A 22,529-nucleotide genomic window follows, 5' to 3' on the forward strand; every position below is an offset into this window, starting at 1 on the left:
CGCTAATCCCTGTAAAAACCGATCGTTCTTTTTACAGCGGCTTCTATGCTTATTTCGTTTTTCTCCAATTCATCAAGCAGGCGCTCATAAGTCTCAAGCGGGGACGTATCAATCTCATAAGTCTCCCGGTGCCTTATATGCTGCGCACTGTGCGGTATCCAGCAATGTGTTTTCGCAAAAGGATAGACGGGCAGGCTGACTTTTTTTGGCCTTTGGTCCGGATATAATTTATTCCAGTCGACATGTAAACCTTGCACCCATAATTTTGCAAGCATTGCATATTTGCCTGCTTCAATCCATTGATCTACGGTCCCGCTCATTTCTGCGTTGTCCGTCATCTCTGTAAACAGCTGTTTCATCGCTTTGTTCCGGCCTGTAAAGAAATTCTGCCCCGTCTCCTTGCCGCTGAGGAAATCATTCAGCGCGTTCGTAAGCTCTTCTTTTGTTTCAGCAATGACGGCAAGGCGCTCTTCCATTTCATCCCGGCCAAGCTGTAGCGTATAAGCGATACCCGCAAGAGCTCCGTCAGCTGAATGTGTCTTTTCCAAATATCTGCGCAGCTGTTCCGCACGTTTCTTCAGCTGTTCCGCCGTCTTTGCCGAGAGAATGAATAAGGACGGCTGAAGTTCACCGGACGTCCATTGTTTCTCTTCAACAGGAGAAACATATTCTTCGAGCACGACATGAGCATTGACACCGCCAAATCCGAACGAGCTGACACCCGCTCTTCGCGGCAGTTCATTCCCGCTATCATCAGCCGCTGCTTTCCATGGCTGAGTGTCGCGGACGAAGTAAAACGGGCTGTCGTCGAGGCTGATATACGGATTAACGGTTTCACAATGCAGACTTTTAACGAGCGTTTTGTGCTGCATCTGCAAAATAATTTTTAAAAGCCCGGCCATGCCGGCGGCAAGCTCTGTGTGGCCGATATTCGTTTTGACGGAACCGATGCCGCAATGAGGCTGATCGGGTGCCGTTACTCCGGCTTTCTGATAAAGCGCTGCAAAAGCCGCTTTGAGTCCGTTGATTTCTATTGGATCACCGAGCGGCGTTCCCGTGCCGTGGGCTTCAATATAACTCACTGTACGGGGGTCGATGTTCGCTTGCTGATAAGCTTTTATCATGACTTCTGTCTGTGCTTTCGGATTCGGCGATGTAAGGGAAGCCGCCCGTCCGCCATGATTTTCCGCCGTTCCGCGAATAACGGCATAAATACGGTCGCCGTCACGTTCCGCATCGGATAATGTTTTCAAAACAATCATGCCCGCACCTTCAGCTCTGACATACCCGTCCGCTTGATCGGAAAATGTTTTGCAGCGCCCGTCTTCACTGAGCATTCCCGCTTTATTAAAGCTGATATGCATATCCGGCGACACAATAGCATTGACGCCTCCTGCAATCGCGATGCCGCAGTCTCCGGCCTGAATTGCCCTGACCGCACGGTGAACAGCGACCAATGAGCTTGAACAGGCGGTTTCAATCGGTTCGCTCGGCCCATGTATATTCAGAAAATAGCTCATGCGGTTCGGACCGATTGACGGAACCGTACCGGCGGCGGAAGAACCCTCAATCTCTATATGGAACTTTGAAGCTTCCTGAGCGTAACCGCTGTTTGTCGTGCCTGCAAAAATGCCTGTATTTGTTCCTGACAGGCTTTTGGCAGAGCAGCCGGCATCTTCAATCGCTTTCCATACATGCATCATTAAAAGTCTTTGCTGAGGATCCATCATTTCGGCTTCATGCGGAGAAATACCGAAAAATAAAGGATCAAATTGAGCGGTTTCATCAATGAAGCCGCCCCACTTTACATTGCTCGCATTTTTATCTTTCTGCGGATCTCCGTAATACTGTCTCCAGTCCCAGCGCTCCGGCGGTATTTCAGAAATGCAGTCCTTTTCTCCGGCTAAATTCTCCCAAAACATTTCCGGATTTTCAGCCATTGGAAATGCACAGCTGATTCCGATTATCGCCACGGGCTCAGGTGCAGCTGCGGTTTTTGTTTTAGGAAGACGGGACGGAATCGAGAATGGCTCCGTCTTCATTTTTTTACGCACAACCGGTTTCTCCGTTTCTGTTTCTGCCTGTGAGCCGAATGTATCCGGATGTTCCGTCAGCAAGTATTGGGCAAAACGAAAGACTGTCGGATATTCAAAAAACACGGCCGGTGTCAGTTCAAGCCCATACATTTTATTTAGTTCATTTGCAAACTGCGTGAATGAAACCGAATCAAAGCCATAATCTCTCATCTCTGATTCAGCATCTATCTCGTCTTCTTTCACCTTCAGAATGCCTGATATCATATGTTTGAGTTCCGCTTGTACTTTATTCGGCATATGGACGGGCGTCTTCCTTGACACATGAATGCTACGGGACGGTTCCGGCGTTTCAGGCATCAGTTTTTTTCGAATCCGTTTTTCGTCGCCCTCTGCCACCATGACCTGGTGTTCTCCGGAGGCAAAAGCGGCGTAAAGCGCTTGGATGCCTGACGCCGATCGCATGGCTCTCATTCCGGTCTGTTCATACATCAGCCGTTCGGTCTCTTTGTCCACGCGCATACCGCCTTCTTCCCAAAGCGGCCAGTTGACAGACAGAGTCTGCCCGCTCCGCTTGTTGTCCCGCACGAGACGGTTCCGGCGGGCTGCATAAACATCCATAAATGCGTTGGCTGCCGCATAACCGGCCTGCCCCGGATTTCCCATACCTCCCGCCAAGGAAGAAAACAGAATGAAAAAGTCCAGCCGCACATCTTTCGCTGCTTCATCAAGATTGATAAGCCCTTTCACCTTCGGCGCCATGACGGTCTTCCGTTCGTTTTCTGTCTGGTTCAGAATGTAATTGTCAGCGATCACGCCTGCGCCGTGAATGATCCCGTCGAGTGTTCCGTGCTCCTCCTGTATGCCGCGGACGAGGGCGATGACCGCCGCCCTGTCTGTCACGTCTACCGGTTGATACAATACGCGGGCACCCGACGCTTCCAAGCGCCGTAAGCGGGCGGAGCGGTCTTCATCAAGCGCTTCCGCCCTTCCCGTTAATACGAGGACAGCGTTTTTGACGCGGGAGGCTATTTCTTCAGCGAAAATCAGGCCGATGCCGCCCGCTCCCCCGGTGAGGAGGTAGACCCCTTCGTCTTTCCACGGAACGGCGCCGCTTTGAGGCGCCGGCAGATGACGCCAGTTTCTGACGAGACGTTTGCCGTCTTCATAACGGATTTCCGCTTGTTCAGGATGCGCCCGGTTTTCTTTCAGCTTGGCAAGAAGCGCCGATGCTGACTCGTCCGGATCGGCTTGGATGACTTGGCCGTACAGCTTCGGATGTTCAAGGTGAGCCGTTTTCAGAAAAGCGGCCAGCCCCGCCAATACATTGTCTTCCCCCCTGTCGGGGACAAGAAGCTGGATCAGCGTTTTTTTCTTCTGTTTTTCTTTGATAAGACGCGTGACGATCGCTGACAGCTCCGCCGCGCATGCGTCATAACGGTCTTCAATCGGACCTTCGCCGTCAGCCGCACATACGGCGCCGCTTATGTCCTCAGCGTTCATTCCGCCATACAGCGTCACGTATCTGAAAGACGCTTCTTGTCCGCCGCCTTCATCCGGCGGTGATTCCTGCCACTTTGGCTGAAGCAAGAGCGGTTTTTCCTCCGTTTCCTCTTCCAGAAAACGGGCGGTGAGCCCCTTCAATCGGACACATACCGCGCCGTTTTCATCACACAGCTCAATATGATAGGCGCCGTCCGCTGAGGAAAGCACCGCCCACATCGTCTCCCGGCACGCAGAAAACACCTGCATATCCTGGAGGGCAAACGGCAGAAACGGCCGTCCGGACGCGGAACCATCTGAGAGCACGAGACCGATAGAAGCCTGAAGGGCGGCGTCCAGCATGCTCGGATGCAGGATGAACGGCTCCTTTTCCTCGCGGGCGGACGGCGGAAGAGTGAGCTTCGCGAGCACTTCTCCGTTTCCGGCATAGACGGCGTCAAGCGCCTGATGAGACGGTCCGTAGGTGATGCCGAAGCTGTCGAACGCTTCATAGCACTCAGCCTTTGACAAGTGACGGCCGCCGCAGCGCGCCTGAACCGCTTCTACATCGAGAACAGGAGCACGTTCCGTCTCTTCGAGCACGGCCTTTCCCTGGAAAAAGACAAGCGGCTCTTCTCCTTCGGCATACGCTTCAAAAGCGATGTCTCCGTTTTCTTCCGGCTGAAGCTTTACATGAAGCGTCACTCCTTCAGAAAGCGCCGTCACCGGACGGAGCCAAACGATCTGTTTGAGCCTTACACCCGTTTTCCCGCCGGGCAAGTCTTCAGCAGCCAGCGTAACGGCGGCCCGGGCCATTTCTAAAGCAGCCGCGCCCGGAAGCACCGGTTTTCCATTGACGATATGATCGGCAAAAAACGGTTCATGTCCTGAAAAAACAGAAGTAAAACGCTGGGCGGTAAAGGTCGATGTATTCGTATGGAGCAGCGGGTGAAGTCTGGCTGCTTTCTCACTTTTCGCTGAGCCTGTTTTGTCAAGTGACACATCAGCTTTTGTGACCCAATATCGGTCTTTGGCAAAAGGGTAGGCCGGGAGACTGATGCGGCCCGGGTTGCGCTGATAAAGAGCTGACCAATCGACGTCAAGTCCTTTAACCCAAAGGTCAAGCAGCTTTCCGTATTTCCCTTTTCTCAGCCAGGCATTTATGGTAAGCGCCATATCTTCATCAGAAGTGAGTGAAGCCGCCAATGAATGATGTTTGGCTGTCCTGCCCCGCCAGATATGAGCATGTTCGATATTATGATCGTTTGAGAAACTCATAAGCTTCATTTTCAGTTCTTCTATCGACTCGGCCGTAAATGCAAGCCGCTCAGCCATCGGTTCTCTTCCCGTCTGAAGCGTGTAAGCGATCTTGGCTAAATCCCCGTCAGAACGTTTTTTTCTTATGACATCATCCAGAAGCTGGCGGGCGCGCTCTGTCAATTGCTGCTCATTTCGAGCTGATAAAATAATAACAGCCGGTTTTTGCGGAGAAACAGACGCGTTTTCCATTGGTTTCAGGCTGTCAGACGGCACATATTCCTGAATGATGACATGCGCGTTTGAACCTCCTGCTCCAAACGAGGAAATGCCGGCAATTCTCGGATATTCCTTCATTTTACCCGTGATATTCAAGACAGGTCGTTTCCATTCCGTTTCTTTTTGCTGTACGAAAAACGGAGTGTGCTCAAACTCAATATTCGGATTCAATTCCGCCGCATGCAATGAAGGGGCAATCCTCTTATGTTTCAATTGCAGAAGCAGTTTGGTGATCCCCGCAATCCCGGCAGCGCTTTCTAAATGTCCGATATTTGATTTAATTGAACCGATGGAACAAAACTGCCGGTCTTCTGTTGTCAGGCGAAAAGCTTTCGTTAACCCGTCGATTTCAATCGGATCACCGAGCGCAGTGCCCGTTCCGTGGGCTTCCAAGTAACTGACCGTTCTCGGGTGAATGTCTGTCCGTTTCAACGTCTCTGCGATCAGATCAAACTGCGCTTTCGGATTCGGCACCATATAAGCGTTTGTCCTGCCTGCTGCGTTCAGCATGCTTCCTTTGATAACGCCGTAAATATGATCGCCGTCTTTCTCCGCTTGAGCAAGCGGCTTTAACACAATCGCCCCTACTCCTTCACCGTCAACAAAACCGTCCGCACTGTCTCCGAAAGATTTGCATTTATCACCGGGAGACAGCATTGAAAAAGCGGACAGCCGCTCATAGTGGGCCGGATCAACGATAAGATTGACTCCGCCGGCAATCGCTGTTTCACTCATTCCGCTCCGCAGGCTTTCTGCGGCGAGATGGACAGCTGTTAAAGAAGAAGAGCATGCTGTATCCACAGCCATACTCGGCCCTTGGAAATTGAACAAAAACGATACTCTGTTTGCGATAGACCAGTCGCTGGGAACTGTCGGGTAATTGCTGTTCATCACACCGACAAAGACTCCGATTTTCCGGCTGTCACAAAGCGTGGCCGGGGTGTACCCCGCATCTTCAATGCTTGAATAAGCAGTCTGCAGAAACACTCTTTCCTGCGGATCCATCCTTTCAGCTTCCGCGGGAGATATACGGAAAAACAGCGGATCAAATGTATCAATGTCATCGAGAAAACCGCCCCATTTTGAATAAATGGACCCCCATTTTCCGCGTTCCTCGTTATAAAACGTTTTCCAGTCCCAGCGATCTTTCGGCACTTCAGTAATAGAATGCCTGCCGGCTTTTACATTTTCCCACAGTTCATCAACGTGATCGGCGCCCGGATACCGGCCTGACAGACCGATGACAGCGATATCCCGGATATAGGGATCTCCGTTCGTCCTTTCGCCTTCCTCGTTTTGAGGAATCTTGTTTTGTTTTACATTCAGGTTATCTGTGTGATCAGACAGCTGCTCCTCACGCACACCCATCGCTTTCATAAATGCTCCCCGCTGAGAAAGAAGCAGGTAATCCGCGATTTCTTCTATCGTCTGATATTCAAAAAAGAGGGTGCTGGTCATTTGGTCAAACACGTTACGAAAGGCATTTGTGAGCCTGACGACCAGAATAGAATCCAAACCGTATGCGGTTAAGGAAACCGACGGATCCATTCTCCCGCTCGGAATCTTCAGCGTTTTTCCTATTAATTCCGTCAGATATGCGATGCTCCGTTCCCTTACGTTTGGAATCGGCGCGGCGCTTTCTGCGGGAGCCTGCACCCGTCCGGCGTTTTCGGGATGAGCCCGTCCATTCCCGAATTGCCGCTCGAGCGCTTCTTTACGGGAAGACAGAAAGTAATCAGCAAGCTCATCAATGGTTTGATATTCAAAAAATAAAGTGCTGCTGACAGAACCGAAGACGTCTTTTAACGCGTTGGTCAGTCTGACGACCAGTATGGAATCCAATCCGTATGCGGTTAAAGGTTCATGGGCTAAAAGACGATGCGCCGGCACTTTAAGCGCTTCACCGATGACCTTCTTCAACAGTTCAACGCTTTTTTCTCTCAGGCTGACATGCAAAGTATCATCCGAAAGACCATCTGCGTCATACGGACGGCGCTCCGGCTTCTCTTCTGACGCCTGCGGGAGGGCAAGCCTGACCGTTCCGTCACTTTCAGCCGCTATAATCTGCTGGCCTAAGTCGTGTGCGGCTTCAGCCGGAAACAGAGGATGGACGAACCCTTCAAGCGAAAGCGCTTCCGCCCAGCCGGCCGGCTCAACCCCCGGACAGCCCGGAATCCGTAAATCATGATCCTCATACAGCCACCAGCCTTCAAGAAGGCCGAACGTCACATGGTTGAATATGGTACGGCTGTTGATCTCATTTATAAACAGCTGACCGTTTTTTTGCAGCATTGCTTTCGCATGGCGCAGCGCAGAGCGGATATTTTTTGTCGCATGAAGCACATTGGTCGCGATCACTGCGTCATACGTGCCGATGTCCGGCGCTTCTGCTGATACCGGCTGCTCAGCGTTGAATATTTTATAAGTGACATAAGGATATTCCGGACCGAATATGTCTTCTGCATGTAAAAGAAATGCTTTAGAAATATCCGTGAAACAATATTCGGCAATATGCGCTTCATACGGTTTCAATTTTCTCATGACCGCAGCGCTCGTCCCGCCCGTTCCGGCTCCGATTTCTAAAATGCGGATTTTCGCCTGCGGATCTTTTTCCAGACGTTCCTTCAAAACTGCAATCAATGTGTCAGCAAGCTTGTCATTGAAAAAATCAGAAATGATATTATTGCGGTAAATGCCTTCCACAAGACGGAAAGAGGAGTCAGGGAACATCACTTCCGTTGCCGGAAGCTTACCGGTTAAAATGTCTGGAAGCACACGCAATGTCTCTTCTGCCAATCTGACATGCGCCCTCATGTCTTTCTGGCGCAGCCAAGTCTCTTTTTTCCGCTCCCATTCCTCCCACACCTGCCCTAGATCCGTTTTTTCCGGAGTAAGCGCTAATTTATTCAGGAGGACAAAGCTCTCTTTCAGCCATCTGCTGTATTGTTCCGTTATGCCGGCAGCCGATTGAAATAACGGCAAAGCCTGACCAAGCCCGGCTCCCATCTCATAAAGGGTTGATACAAGCATTTTTTCAATAAGGGACTCCATCTCTCTCATGCAGCTCATGACACTTGATGCTTTTAACCGCTCAGCTTCGTCATTCTGCGTGATGTTAACCGTTAATTGTCCGAGTGCGGAAGGAATCTTTTCCGGATAAACCGTTACTTGTTCTTTCAGATCGTCTTTCATAAAAACCGGATCTGTCGTTTTGATCAGCGCCAGCTGGTGATGAGGTCCGGAAAGCAGGGTTTCCAGCGTTTTCATCGCTTCGGGCGCCTCAATAGAAGCGATTCCGTCCCGCTCCATCCGTTTCCGGTATTGTTCTGAAGCGACAACGCCGACACTTCCCCAAAAGCCCCAATTGACAACTTTTACGGCATACGGCGCTTTCTGTGAGATCCGCTTAGCAAAAGCGTCTTTAAACGTGCACCCGGCGGCATAATTGCTCTGTCCCGGCGCTTTTTGAAACGACATCATCGAAGAGAAAAACAGCAAGAAATCCAGGGGTTCCCCTTCAGCTATCCGGGCAATCTGCAAGCTCACATCAGTTTTTGCAGAAAGTGACGCGCGGAACTGATCCTCTTCCATATTGGCAAAACTGCGGTCTGATAACACGATGGCGGAATGGATGATTCCGCGGACCTTTCCATTTTCCTTTACAATGGTGTCATACGCCCGTTTGAGAGAGTCATAATCGGCAGCATCCGCGCTGAAATATTGCGGTGCGGGGCCTAAAGCCGCAAGTCTTTTCAGCTTTCTTTCAATCTGTGTATCTTTTTTCCGCCTCCCGATCCAGACAATTTTCGCCTGATAGGTCTGAATCATATATTCAGTCCATACTTCTCCTATTCCGCCTGCTCCGCCGATAATCACATAAACCCCGCCGTGCCGGTATAATGAAGGCTCATCTGCATGAGGCTGGCAGACGGCCAATTGCTGTCGATGCCACTGACCTGCACGAAAGACCCACGGATTTCCCTCGGGGTCCGACGGTAAAGAGAAGACATCAGGAAGATGCCGGTTTCCCCTTTGAGATTCCAAATCAAGAAGCCGGATGCTCCAATTGGTGTATTCTTTTGCGAGCGCCCCCGCTAATCCGTGTATGCTTGCATGACTCGGATTGACCTCATCATGTTCATGAATCGGCTGTGCTTGAAACGTGCAGATTGTCAATGATAGTTGTTCCGTGTCAAAATTCAGAAGCAGAAGCGCTTTTACCAGCCGGAAAAGCTGCATGACCCCGTGCTCCTGTCCCTCGGCCGTATCCGCATCATAAACGGATGGAATGGGATGATCCGGCGCCGCCCATATCATGTGTTGAAAAGAACCTTGCGCTTTCAATGTTTCAGCCATTTGTTCCGCGCTGTCCAAAGAAGTGATGTCCGGAAAACGGACATCGGAATACATCTCTTTCAAAGCCTGCTGAAAATCCGGCCCGGCCCCGATGATGATTATTTTTTCTTCACGCATGAAAGACATGCCGGTTTCCGGAATGGTGACGGTGTTCCAAACCGGTGTCATAAGCAATTCCGTTTCACGGCTTTTCTTCGGCGTGACGCCGGCTTTTTGGTTAAACCCGGCGCTTTCCTGCACCTCTTTTATGATAAAATCTTTCACTGCCGCCAACAGCACGCCGCGCTCATCACAAATATGCAGATCAAATTGGTGAACGGAGGCCGCTTTTACCTCCGCATGCACAAATACGGTTTTCGCTAACGGTTCAAGCAGCTGTATTTCTCCGAAGGAAAACGGTACGATAAGCGCAGGCTCTTTTTGAAATTGCAGCACATGCGCCATTGCAGTTTGAACAGCGCCATCCATTAAGGACGGATGTAGGATGTACTGTTTAAAATCGGCTTCCAAGTGTGACGGGAGCGTTAATTTGGCCAGTGCTTTCCTTTCTGTATAAGAGAATTCGCGGATGACCTGAAAACTGTCCTTTTGCACGATTCCCGCCTCAGAGAACGAGTGATAGATGTCTTCCGGCTCCGTTCTCTGCGCAAATGGCGCCGGGAGCTGAAAGGCCGAGGCCTCAAAAGACGCCCCTTTTTCTTTACAAATCACTTCTCCTTGCGAAAAGAGGGCGCCGTCCGCTCCTTTTTCTTTAATGACATAGCTTATACGCTCTTTTTCTGCTTCAAACTCTATCATGACGGATCTTGGGTCTGTCCCTGTCACAATCGGCTCCATGTACCACACACTTTGAAGAGAGACGACCGGGCGTTCTCCCCACAATCCCGCGCCGTATGCCGCCATTTCCAGATGACAGACTCCGGGAAGCACATATTTTTCGTTCACTAAATGATCTTTAAAGAAATATTCATCCTTGGAAAATATCTTTTGAAACGTCCCTTTCCGGGCGGATGAAATATTCTCATCAAGCAGAGGATGCAGCGCTTCACGCTTTTTGATATTTTGGGGCTTTTTTGTATACCGCTTTTTTTGATCGGTCAGCCAGGACGTTTCCTTTAAAAACGGATACGTAGGAAGCGGAACTTTCTGATACGGCGTTTCCGGCTTTTTGCAACCTTGAAGGCCTTTCACCCACAGCGCGGCAAATTTCTCAGGATCTGAAACGGATTGGCCTGAAACGTCCGGCCGCCCGTGTGACGCTTTTCCGAAGTACATATACCTGCCGTCGCTGTGACCGCTTACAAATCCGTCCAATCGCTGTTTCAGCTCAGAAAGGGATGATGCAATGACAGCAAGCCGGAAGGAGAAAGGCTCTCTGCCTGACAATAAGGTGGCAGCGATATTTTCCAGACTGTATCCGCCGGCAGAAGGCAGGTTTTCCAAACGGGCAAGAAAGGAGCTCAATTTCCCGGCATATTCTTTCAGCTGCTGTTCGGAATGTGCGCTTAATACGACGGCATGCGGTTTTTGCTCAGTATTCTTGTCCGCTTGCCGTTTTGGCTGATAAGCACCTACGATCAGATGGGCATTAGAGCCTCCTGCGCCGAATGAACTGATTGCGGCGATTCTCGGTTTATCTCCTTCAGCCGGCCACGGCCGGTTGTTTCGGACGACATAAAATGGCGAATCAGAAAAAGAAATCTTGCGGTTCAGTTCCTCGGAGTGCAGACTGGCGGGAAGCGTTTCATGTTTCATGCTTAAAAGCACCTTGATTAAACCGGCGATCCCTGCAGCCGCTTCCAAATGTCCGATATTGGATTTCACCGAGCCGATTCCGCAGTAGTTTTTCTCATCGGTCTGTTTATCAAATGCCATAGACAGGCCGCGTATCTCAATCGGATCGCCGAGCGCCGTGCCGGTTCCGTGAGCTTCAATGTAGCTGATATCCGCCGGACTTACCGCGGCTCTGTTTAGAGCGGATAAAATCAGGTCCCGGTGCGCTTCCGGATTCGGCACCGTATACCCGGTCGTTTTGCCGCCGTGATTAGTGGCTGACCCCTTAATGACACCGTAGATGTGGTCTTTGTCCGCAATCGCTTTTTTCAATGGTTTTAACAAAACGGCTCCCGCGCCTTCGCCGGGCACGTAACCGTCTCCGCCTTCACCGAAACTGCGGCATTTTCCTTCAGAAGACAGAAAATGCGATTGGCTTAAAAACATGTATTTTTGCGGATGTAAGCTGAGGTTGACGCCTCCGGCCAGCGCCATTTCACAGTCGCCCGACATAATGGCCTGACAAGCCTGATGGACGGCGACAAGCGATGAAGAACACGCCGTATCAACAGCGATGCTCGGGCCATGGAGATCAAGGAAATAAGAAACCCGGTTCGGAATGCCCCAATATAAGGAGCCGGGGCCTTTGTACTGATCTTTGAGGAAACCTTCTTCGTGTGCAATTAATGAATATTCATTCCAGGTCACTCCGGCGAATACACCGATTTGATCCGTCGGCCTCGCCGCCGGATTCCCGTAACCGGCATCCTCCATCGCTTCCCAGCAGCACGTGACATACAATTTTTGCTGAGGATCCATTAAATCAGCTTCCCACGGGGAAACAGAAAAAAACAGCGGGTCAAATTGATCCGGATGATCAATAAAACCTCCCCATTTACTGTATGACGCGTATTCTGCCGTTTTCTCTTCCGAGTAATAAGAGCTGTCCCATCTGTCCTCTGGGATTTCAGAGACACAATCTTTATTTTCCATTAAATTGTTCCAAAAATCATGCTGGTTTTCCGCTTTCGGAAACATCCCGCTCATTCCGATAACCGCAATATCAGAGCTCCCGTCCGTTGCCGGTTCAGGCACCTTTTCAGCCGCCTGTACAGGAAGCAATTCTTCTTCCTGCCGGCTTCCCGTATCAGGCTCCGTTTCTTTGAATTCAAGAACGCTTTCGGGATTTCGTTTCTGCGCACTTAAAAACTCACTCAATTTCTCAATGTTCGGATATTCAAAAAGCAGCGTTTCAGAAAGGCCGGTAAATTCTTTATGCAATATGGTCATGATTTCTTCACTGATGAGAGACGTCACGCCAAGAGTAAAAAAAGCGGTTTTATCTTCCGCTTCGGTCACCTCGGCACCCAGCTTTTGCGCTATTACCGTTCTTAAAAATTCGTTAATACATTTCATGAGGATACCATCCCTTGTACAAAAGAATTTTTCTGTGCTTTAACAAGTTAATCCGCCGTCTATTGCCATTGTCTGTCCGGTCATAAAGGACGATTCAGGAGAAAGCAGGAAACGAACGAGTCCGGTCATATCGTCTGTTTCGCCTAAACGGCCCATCGGCGTCCTTCTGATAATCTGTGATTTTTGTTTTTCCGGCATATTTTTCGTCATATCGGTGTCCACAAAACCGGGCGCAAGAGAATTGACACGGATTCCTTTAGACCCGAGCTCCCTGGCCAGGCTTCGCGTCAAGCCGTCAAGAGCCGCTTTGGATGCACTGTAGACTGAAGTGCCTTTAAATCCTCTTGAGCCGATAATGGAGCTTATGTTAACGATTGATCCGGAATTTTGTTTCAGCATGACACGGGAAACGTTCCGGGTCAGCTTGATGACTGAGCCGATATTCAGATTGAGGATGCGGTCAATGTCTTCATCATTGGTCAGGGGCAGCAGCTGATCAAGGTTCAAACCGGCGTTATTGACCAAGCCGTCTATTCTGGAAAACTTGCGGTATACTTGAAGAACAAACTGTTTCATGGCGGCATCATCCGCCGCATCCGCCGCTTCCCAATAAAAGCGGCCGCGGTACTTTTCACTCTCTCTCAATGTGTTAATAAAATCAGATTCACTGCGGCTGAAAGCGGCTACTATGTAATCCTCATCCAAAAGCGTCTGTACAATCGCTTTTCCCAGCCCCCGGCTTCCTCCGCTGACGACCGCTACTTTTCCGTTATTCATATTTGCCTCCTGTTTTACACGTTTCTTATTTTTTTAAATCGATCATTAGACAGTTTCCGATCTGTAACAGAGATGATCTGCGGTATCTGATATGGCTGCAGCTTCTGTTTGCAATGAGCTACGGCCCGCTTTCTGAAAGATTTGATATCTTCTTCTTTTTCGAGCACGGCCTCTGCCGCGACAATCTCGCCTGTAATCGGATTTTTTCTGCCTGTTATGAGAACATCCCGGACATTCGGTATCTCCAGAAAGACGCTTTCCACCTCTGCCGGAAACACTTTCTCTCCGCCCACATTAATGATTTCACTCTTTCTTCCAAGGATTCTTATATATTCGCCGTCTGTTTCCACCTGGTCACCGGTGTCATACCAGCCGTCTTCATCGAAAGGTGACGGTGCGTTTAAATAGCCGAGCATCGCGGACTCAGAACGGACCCAAAGCGTGCCTCCGGTAATTTTGGTCTCTGTTCCGGCACCGCCCACTTTCATCCAAGTGGATTGGCTGTCTTTTGATTTCGTTGAGAATATACCCAGTTCAGTTAATCCGTATGTTTGTTTCAGCCGTACATCCGGAAACAGCCGGTGAATGCCGCGCAGCGTTGATTGGGGCATCGGTTCTGTGCCGTAAGTGATCAGCCGGAGTGAAGAGAGGTTATAGCCGGCATCCGCCTTGGACATCAGCAGCATGTTTAAAAAGGTCGGGGTGGCGGGGAGCACTTGGACAGCATGCTTGTCGACCGCCTGATAAACGGACTCCGGCGTTCTGCTGTCTGATGTGACGATGGTTCCCCCGTTAAATAGAATCGCAAACAGCGTATTAATGCCGCCGATATGATCCAATTTCAGAAAAATGAGCGTACGTAGCGGTTTTCTCTTCGCCGTTTTATATTTTTCAAGCAGCCGGCCGGCGCTTAACACGGATGCTTTGCTTTTGCCGGAAGTTCCCGATGTGAAAATAATAATGCCTGACTCCTCTCTCTCGCGCAGGTCATCAAGCAGAGGGTGAGAGGCGCTTTCAGAACCTTCACGAAGCGTCCAGCTGTCATTTTCATTTATTTCAATGATTTGATTCACTTTCGCGTCTTCAAACATATCGAGATGCTTTTCCCTTGATTCATTGCTGAGAGGGACAACGATATTTCGGTTTAACAAAAGCGCCATCAGCAAAAAAATAGCGTTCGGGGAATAATCCCCGATAAGCGCCACACATTCTCCTTCACGTATTCCGTTTTGTTCAAGTTCTTTCTGAAAAAAGCTAATTCGTGCCAGCAAATCATCATACGTAAAAGTCTGCCCTTTAAAAATGAGAAACTCACTGTCTTGCGTTTCCCTAAGCTTATCAGTCACCCAGCTGATATCTCCCCCGCTTTCTGTTTTCATGATTGAGCACTGTCCATATATTTTTGATAAATATCACAAATGCTGCCGACGGTTGTAATGCTTGAAATTGTTTCTCCTTGGGAAAAAGGATCTACTCCGGTTTCCATCTCCATCTGTGCGACTAATTGAGCGATATCCAGTGATGAGAAGCCCAGATCCTCTATGACTCTCACATCATCTCCCGCTTCGACGGCCCGATATGACTGCTGTTCTTGAATGTCCTGAATGATTTGAGCGATGATCTGCTTCATTTCCTTGGTTTGTTCCATTTGCTTTCAGCTCCATTCTTCATTTTATAGACTTCTGATGACCCGCTTATAATCCGGAATATGATCTTGTGAAGAGGTCGGCACCGCCAGCAGCTTGTCCACCTTGGAAATGGCCAGCAATGTATGATTTCTTTTCATATAGACTTCAATCTGATAGCTGATTTTCGCCACTGAGATCATACCGAGGGACTCACCGTGAAAGTCGGGATCGCATTCTTCAATGTGTCCCGTCATATAAATATCAAGCTCTTCATCTGCAAAACAATTTCCGTAATAATACGTCTCTCTTTCAAGCAAAAATAAATGCCGCGCGATTGAAACCGGAAAACCCGGCTTCGACCGGCGCGTCATCCATTCAAATTCCGCCGCATCCATTATCTTGCTGAATTTCGCAAACACCATGGCATGCCCGGGCGCAGCATCCTGATCAACAGGAACCCGATATGAAACGGGGTCTGCTGTTTTGAGATTGCCCGGCTTCATACCGAAGGCGTCCGTTCTGATTTTCTTTGACCGCATCAGGGCGTAAGGCGGCTTGGCTAGCTTAGAAAGTTCCGCAATGCATTCAGCCTTAGGCGCTGAGACTTTGCGCGTCGAACCTTCTGTTTGTGTGACGTCGACGACAATTAAACTATTGGCTTTCATAGAAGGAAACCGTCCCCGGTCCCACTCGCTTTTATCAGAGCTGACCGCTCCTTTCGGCCCGAACAAATAATCAGATTCTAATATGGTTTCTCCAAACCGGGAGATATCGACTCCGACGGAAACCTCGTCCCATAATCGGTACTGATCAAGAGGCTGATCTGAAGGAACTTTGAGATGTGTCATAAAATAAGCCGGATACAAAATCAGCCCTTGGTGATCGGCCATCTGATCAGGCCGGAATCCCGTTCCGTCCGTTAAATGGTGACTGTGTGCGTTTCCGAATAACAGCAGCAGCGCGTACTCATTCAAATTCCCTAACCCGACATGGCTCATCGTTAATTCATGATTTTCAATCAGCATGGTCTGTCCTCCGCAGAAAAAATGTAATGGCTGGTCATACTCAGCCTGTAATCGATACCAGCCTTTGCGCAAGAAGGCCGGCTGTTTCTTCCATGAGCTGTTTGCCGATCAGATCGACATGCCTGTTTCTCCAATTTTCAAGCGGGGTTCCTTTCACCCATTGATTAAACGCGCCGAGCGCAGGACCGCAATGAATTTGGTAATCTATTTTACTTTCGCTTTTTCCTTCCAGAGCGAGCCTTGTCGTATGAGAAAAATACCATTTAAATACCATCGCCATTTTGTGTTTCGGATTCTGTTCGGCTTTGGCGATCTGCTCAGGAGATTTATCACGTTTCAACTGCTCATACACTTCTTCAAAATTGCGCTGGAAATACTTTTCTTCAATTAATGTTTTCGTTTTTTCATCTATTTCATCTAAAGAATTGTATTGTCTGTACAAGTCAAAGAGTTTATTGGCTCTTGCCGGGAAAAACAGGCCTTTTTTCAGCACCTGCACCCTTGCTCCCGCTTCAAACATATCTCCCGCGGGAGCGTATGACGTATCCTGCACGTTCGCTTCCTGAAGCAGATCTTTCACTGAATCACTTGTCCCGGCTTCGACCGTGCATTGATTAATAGAACCGGTTCCGATAAATTCGGCGCCGAGCAGAAACGCGGCAGCAGCCGCTTCCGGAGTGCCGATGCCGCCCGCTGCGCCGATTCTTACTTCTTTCGCATAACCGTGCTTCTCCATCATGCGGTCTCTGAGTCTGATCATAGCAGGCATTAATGTATACGGAATCCCTTGGTCGGTATGCCCTCCTGAATCCGCTTCAACGCAAATGTCATCAGCCATCGGAATTTCTTTTGCAAGCGCCGCTTCCCCGGCTGTCAGCCGATTGTCAGACACAAGTCTTTCCAGCACATGAGCCGGAGCCGGATTCAGAAAGGCCTCAGCGACTTCAGGCCGGGATACTTTCGCGATGATTTTGTTTTGAACTGACACCGACCCGTCATGATTCCTGCTTAATCCCTTTGCCCTGTATATAACAAGAGCGGGGGTTATGCCCATAAATGCCGATGCTTCAATAAGATGAATGCCGTTTTTCAAATATAAATCTATCATTCTGACTTCCTTGTCAGGTAACATCATATGATGAAGAAGATTCATTCCGAATGTTTCCCCTTGCCGCAGTGCAGACCGGATGGTTCCGATGGCCTGTCCGATCCGTTCGATACTCAATCCGCCCGTTCCGAAAAAGCCCAGCATTCCCGCTTTTGCCGCTTTAATGACCATCTGTTCCGAAGCAATTCCCCTGTACATGGAGCCCGTCATGTAAGCATATTGGATGTTATAATCTTTTTTAAAATCTTCGTTCCCTAATCTCATTCCCGCCGTTTTTTGCGGATCAGCTGCCGATGCTTTAACATCAGCAGTATCAGACTCTTCTTTCGGCATAGGTAATGGGACGGCATCTTTTTTAATCTGACGCGTCAGTTTTGTCAGCACTTCCCCGGGCCCGACTTCTGCAATTTCATTATTTTCAAGTCCCATCAGACGGCGTATCGTGTCCGTCCACTTTACCTGATTGGTCATTTGCAAAGTCAGATTTGTTTTGATTTCATCATTCTTATAAGGTGCGGCATGAAGATTTGAGATCACCGGAAAACGAAGAGGCAAAAACGCCGTTTCTTCTAAATAATCCGCGAACTCTTTTTCAGCATCTTTCATATAGCGGGAATGGAAGGCGCCGCTCACATTTAAAGGAAGGTACATTCTCACGCCGGCTTTTTCAAAGACGGGGCCCGCTTTTTCAATGTCTTGTTTCGTTCCGGCGATCACAATTTGCGAAGGTGAATTGTGGTTAGCGATATCAATGCCGGTCAGATGATAATCGGATAGAACCTCTTTTACTTGTTCAGCGGTAAACCCCAAAACCGCCGCCATGCCTCCGGGAGCTGCCTTGCTCATGAGCTCCCCTCTTTTTTTCACAAGCTGCAAACCGGTCTCAAAATCAAAGCAGCCGGCCGCAAATAACGCATTATATTCTCCTAAACTGTGCCCTGCGGCGTAATCAGGCTCTCTGCCGGACTCTTTCATTTTCTTTAAATAACTGAGTGCACTCACCGTATATAACGCCGGCTGGGTAAATTGCGTTTTCCCCAGCTGGTGATTCGGATCCTCCAGACACAATTCTTCTATAGAGTAGCCTAATATGTCATCAGCCTGACGTGTCAGATCTTGAAATTCATCAAACAGTCCGGCTCCCATTCCTTTAAATTGAGAACCCTGCCCCGGGAACACAAACGTAAGCATCTTATCCTCATCCTTTCCGCATCGCCAATTTTGTATATCACATGTGGATCTCCATACAAAAACGTCTCTTATTTCATATATTGACTGGTGTAAACACCGGCATAAAAATAAAAACACAAACGCGTTTGCGATTCAGCACAGGTTTAAAAATCGCAAACGCATTGTGTTTTCCTTTCCTAACATAATTTATATTAAAACATATTGCTTGTTTACTGAATGTTTCGCATGACAAGCTGCAGTGCCAATATGCCCGAAAACAGCCATGACGGCACACTTCTCCCTTATCATGTATATGTAGATATATACACTACAATCATTTTTATAATCCCTATTTCCTCTTCAACGTGCCGAAACAGCGATTGAAATTTAATAGGTGCTTTACATCAATTTAATAAATTTAACAAATAGTTGCTATTTAAAGAGAATAATATCAATTTATAGATAATAATGTCAAGGAATTATTTCATTATTTTCTGACATTTATTTCACAGTTTTATGTTCGGTGGACAGTCGGCATAATTGTTTCGGGATAAATGTCAGATAATTCCCTGAACCCTATTCATGTCAAAGAAAATTCATCGCTTCTCTGTCAATTGGGTCTATACTTATTTTTCATTTTCATATATTATGTAAAAAAAAGACGAATTAGAAAAATTTTTAATCACTTTAAATACTATCCATTAAATACTTTCTTTGTATAATAATTTCTTATTATTCTAAGGAGGACCCAGTCATGAAATGGTACGCACTTTTTGTAGAGTCCGGAAAAGAAGAAACAGTTCAAAAATTTCTGCGTCTGCAGTTTGATGAGCAGGCTCTCTACTCAATCATACCCAAGAAAAAAGTCACAGAACGAAAAGCCGGAATCAAATACGAGGCACTCAAAAAGATGTTTCCGGGATATGTTCTGTTTAAAACGAAGATGACAGAGCGGACATTTCATAAAATCAAAGAACTCCCCATTTCATGCAGAATCGTGAATAACGGCGCATATTATTCCAAAGAGCGTAAAACCTATTTCACGACAATTAAGGATGAAGAAATCCTCCCTATCATTAGGCTGATCGGAGAAGGAGACACTGTAGATTATTCAAAAGTCTATATTGAAAATTCAAAAGTAACCGTTGCCTCAGGGCCTCTTAAAGGAATGGAAGGCATTATTAAAAAGATCGATAAAAGAAAAAGACGCGCCAAAATCTGCCTGTCTTTTATGGGACTGGACAAAATGGTCAACGTCGGAATTGAAGTGCTCTCCAAACCCTAGCATATCAAAAAAAGCATCAACAGCATGTGCCGTTGATGCCCTTTTTATATACAAACGAAAGCCCGACATCAAAATAACCCCGCTCACCACCGTCACGGTCAGACTTTTTGACATAGTTGACCTGAAGCCGGGCTGCGCCCATGAGGCAAAATCACATTTAGGGGAAGATACATTTTAATCAAGAGCGGTGAATTGACGGTTGAGCTTCATGACGAAAAGCATGTGCTGACTTCGGGCGATGCCGCAAAGTTATTTTAATTCCTCGGATGAACCGGTGACATATTTTATGCTGGTCTATTATGCTGAACCGGCTTAAACGCATATCAGGCTTCTTCAGACAGAAGCCTGACGGACCGCAACCCATTCTTGTATGCATTGAATCAGTTTCTGGACAGAAGGTGTCTGCGTCTCCTTTGCATGAGCTGTCAAAATGCCGAGCTGCCTGGAGACATACCGGTCAAACCGTTTGATGAGCACATCACAATCATTCACCAAAAGCTGCGGCAAGATGCTGATCCCCAGATTGTTCCGCACCATTGCAATAATCGCTTCATCCCCTCTGATTTGATAAGCGACCCGCGGCGTAATCTTTTCTTCCTTCAGCACTTTCAGCACATCAAAATGTGTCTCCGGATAAGGCACGATACATTTGACGGACTCCATGACATGTAACGGAACCGTTTCACATTGCGCCAATTCATGCTGCGGGCTCATCACCGCTACAATCGGATCCTCTGCCAACGGGTAAAAATGCCACTTCTCGCTGTGGGATGTCCCGATCGCCGCATCAATCCGATCATCTTTCAGCCATTCTTCCAGTTCAGTAGAATTTCCTTCAAACAGATGCACCTTAATGGAAGGATACAGCTCATTAAATTCCCTCAAAATTTTCGGCAGCCATTTTACCGCCACGCTCGTAACAGTGCCGAGCCGGACTCCCCCTCTTTCTAACCCATTAATATTATCAACGGTTTCAGACAGTTTTTCATAGTTTTTTTGAATTTCCTTCATAATATGTAACACTTTCAAGCCATTTGCGGTGGGCCTCACTCCATGCCGCTGTCTGATCAAAAGCGGAAAACCGTACTCTTCCTCTAATTTACTGATCATTTGGCTGATGTTCGGCTGTGTGTAATTCAATATGGCAGCGGCTTGGGTCAGGCTGCCGCTTTCAACCGTTTTAATAAAGGCTAAATGCTTCTTTAAAACCAACCGGCTTCATCTCCCAGATATCATTCTTTATTATCCAATGCATTAGTTATATTTAGTTTACTTATACATCAATCAAAAATAAAATGGCAATGTCTCCATCATTATACTTGATCACAAACAGAAGGTGAGCGTTTCAGCATGAGTTTTCTCATTCAATTTTTTATCGGCGGCACCGTTATGGTGGCCGCCGCGTATTTAAGCAAATCGAAATACTTATTTTTATCAGGCGTTATTACATTGCTGCCGATCATGACGTTACTGAATATTCACTTGCAGCTGAAAAATATGAGCGCCGACGATTTCAGAGCCGCTCAAAAAAACGGAATATTCGGTGCCTTCGGCGCAGTGATCTTCATCAGCAGTATTTTCATCCTGACAAACTGGTTCAAAGGTGGCCACGCAGTCATCGGTGCGTTTCTCATCTATATTTGCTATATGATCGGCTGTAAATGCCTGTTATGAAGATACGGCCACGCTGTGTATAAAAAAATGCCCGTCCAGAACAATAATAACAATGCGCTCAGTCGTGAGCAGTTTATATGACTGAATGATCATGAGTTGTTATAATCAATGTCTAAAAACATTCCGGGAGGCGAAATAAATGGCCAGAAAATTATTCACACCATGGACCGTTAAAGATGTAACGATCAAAAACCGTATTGTTATGGCACCGATGTGCATGTATTCCTCACATGAGAAGGACGGAAAACTGCAACCTTTTCATATGGCGCACTACATATCGCGTGCAATCGGACAGGTCGGCCTGATTATCGTGGAAGCGACAGCCGTTAATCCTCAGGGGCGCATTTCCGATCAGGATTTGGGCATTTGGAGCGATGATCATATCGAAGGTTTTGCCAAACTGACGGAACAAGTGAAAGCGCAAGGATCTAAAATCGGCATTCAGCTTGCGCACGCCGGACGTAAAGCTGAGCTTGAGGGAGACATTTACGCTCCGTCAGCCATTCCGTTCGATGAGCAGTCCAAAACACCGGCTGAAATGACGACAGAACAAATTAAAGAAACCATTCAGGAATTCAAACAGGCAGCGGCGCGCGCGAAAGAAGCCGGCTTTGATATTATTGAACTTCATGCGGCACACGGCTACTTAATGCACGAATTTTTGTCCCCTCTGTCCAATCACCGTACAGACGAATACGGAGGCTCACATGAAAATCGCTACCGCTTCTTAGGCGAGACCATTGAAGCCGTCAAGGAAGTCTGGGACGGCCCGCTATTTGTCCGTATTTCTGCATCGGATTATACAGACAAAGGGCTGGACATTGCAGATCATATCGGTTTTGCGAAGTGGATGAAAGAACAGGGAGTCGACCTCATTGATTGCAGCTCAGGCGCACTCGTTCAAGCTGATATTAATGTCTTCCCAGGCTACCAAGTGAGCTTCGCAGAGAAAATCCGTGAACAGGCCGAAATCGCAACAGGCGCCGTCGGTTTGATAACGACGGGAACAATGGCGGAAGAAATTCTGCAAAACAACCGCGCTGACCTTATTTTTGTCGCGAGAGAACTTCTGCGCGATCCGCACTTTGCAAGGAGTGCAGCGAAGCAGCTGAATACTGAAATACCGTCACCGGTTCAATACGACAGAGCATGGTGATGAAGTGACAGCCGGAGTTTTTCGATCCGGCTGTCTCTTTTTTTTTTTTTTGAGAAACGATTGCCGAAGCTTCTCCGTCTTCCCTATAGAACCAATTAGAGGGGATGACT

At 48.0% G+C, this 22,529-nt stretch carries 10 protein-coding genes; 3 read left to right on the forward strand and 7 right to left on the reverse strand.

The window, feature by feature from the left end; translation table 11 throughout:
* Positions 1–2: 2 nt before the first annotated feature.
* Genes NYE28_RS12660 through fabD form a run of 6 tightly spaced genes read right to left on the reverse strand, consistent with a single transcriptional unit; the run spans position 3 to position 18,325 of the window.
* The gene (locus NYE28_RS12660; RefSeq protein ID WP_342490089.1) at positions 3–12,596 is read right to left on the reverse strand and encodes a type I polyketide synthase; all 12,594 of its coding nucleotides are present in this window, start codon (positions 12,594–12,596) and stop codon (positions 3–5) included.
* Between the two features lie 39 nt (positions 12,597–12,635).
* On the reverse strand, positions 12,636–13,373 hold the full coding sequence (locus NYE28_RS12665; protein WP_025284970.1) for an SDR family oxidoreductase: 738 nt from the start codon (positions 13,371–13,373) through the stop codon (positions 12,636–12,638).
* A gap of 14 nt (positions 13,374–13,387) precedes the next feature.
* Entirely contained in the window at positions 13,388–14,752 is a 1,365-nt protein-coding gene (locus NYE28_RS12670) for a fatty acid--CoA ligase family protein (protein WP_160223162.1), read from the reverse strand.
* Positions 14,749–15,021, reverse strand: coding sequence for an acyl carrier protein (locus tag NYE28_RS12675; protein WP_003153264.1), 273 nt, complete (start codon positions 15,019–15,021; stop codon positions 14,749–14,751). Before NYE28_RS12675 ends, NYE28_RS12670 begins: the two co-directional genes overlap by 4 nt.
* Positions 15,022–15,045: 24 nt before the next feature.
* The gene (locus NYE28_RS12680; RefSeq protein ID WP_015240163.1) at positions 15,046–16,026 is read right to left on the reverse strand and encodes an LnmK family bifunctional acyltransferase/decarboxylase; all 981 of its coding nucleotides are present in this window, start codon (positions 16,024–16,026) and stop codon (positions 15,046–15,048) included.
* Between the two features lie 40 nt (positions 16,027–16,066).
* Positions 16,067–18,325, reverse strand: a complete 2,259-nt coding sequence (gene fabD / locus NYE28_RS12685) for an ACP S-malonyltransferase (RefSeq protein ID WP_337681040.1) — start codon at positions 18,323–18,325, stop codon at positions 16,067–16,069.
* Between the two features lie 733 nt (positions 18,326–19,058).
* On the opposite strand from fabD, the gene loaP reads away from it, so the two are divergent.
* A complete protein-coding gene (loaP, locus tag NYE28_RS12690) occupies positions 19,059–19,589 on the forward strand; it encodes an antiterminator LoaP (protein WP_007408401.1) in 531 nt (176 codons plus the stop codon).
* 333 nt (positions 19,590–19,922) lie between these two features.
* On the opposite strand, the gene NYE28_RS12695 is transcribed toward loaP, so the two are convergent.
* Entirely contained in the window at positions 19,923–20,801 is an 879-nt protein-coding gene (locus NYE28_RS12695; RefSeq protein WP_337681039.1) for a LysR family transcriptional regulator, read from the reverse strand.
* Between the two features lie 138 nt (positions 20,802–20,939).
* Here NYE28_RS12695 and NYE28_RS12700 point away from each other — a divergent pair, with 138 nt between their 5' ends.
* Positions 20,940–21,263 carry a GlpM family protein gene (locus tag NYE28_RS12700; protein ID WP_032870644.1) on the forward strand — a complete coding sequence of 108 codons (324 nt, stop codon included), beginning with the start codon at positions 20,940–20,942 and terminating at the stop codon, positions 21,261–21,263.
* A 139-nt stretch (positions 21,264–21,402) separates the two neighbouring features.
* Positions 21,403–22,419: an NADPH dehydrogenase NamA gene (namA, locus tag NYE28_RS12705; RefSeq protein ID WP_003153250.1), complete on the forward strand. Its 1,017-nt coding sequence runs from the start codon at positions 21,403–21,405 to the stop codon at positions 22,417–22,419.
* Positions 22,420–22,529: the final 110 nt, after the last annotated feature.

The organism is Bacillus sp. FSL R5-0443, from assembly GCF_038608285.1.
GTDB classification, from domain to species: domain Bacteria; phylum Bacillota; class Bacilli; order Bacillales; family Bacillaceae; genus Bacillus; species Bacillus velezensis.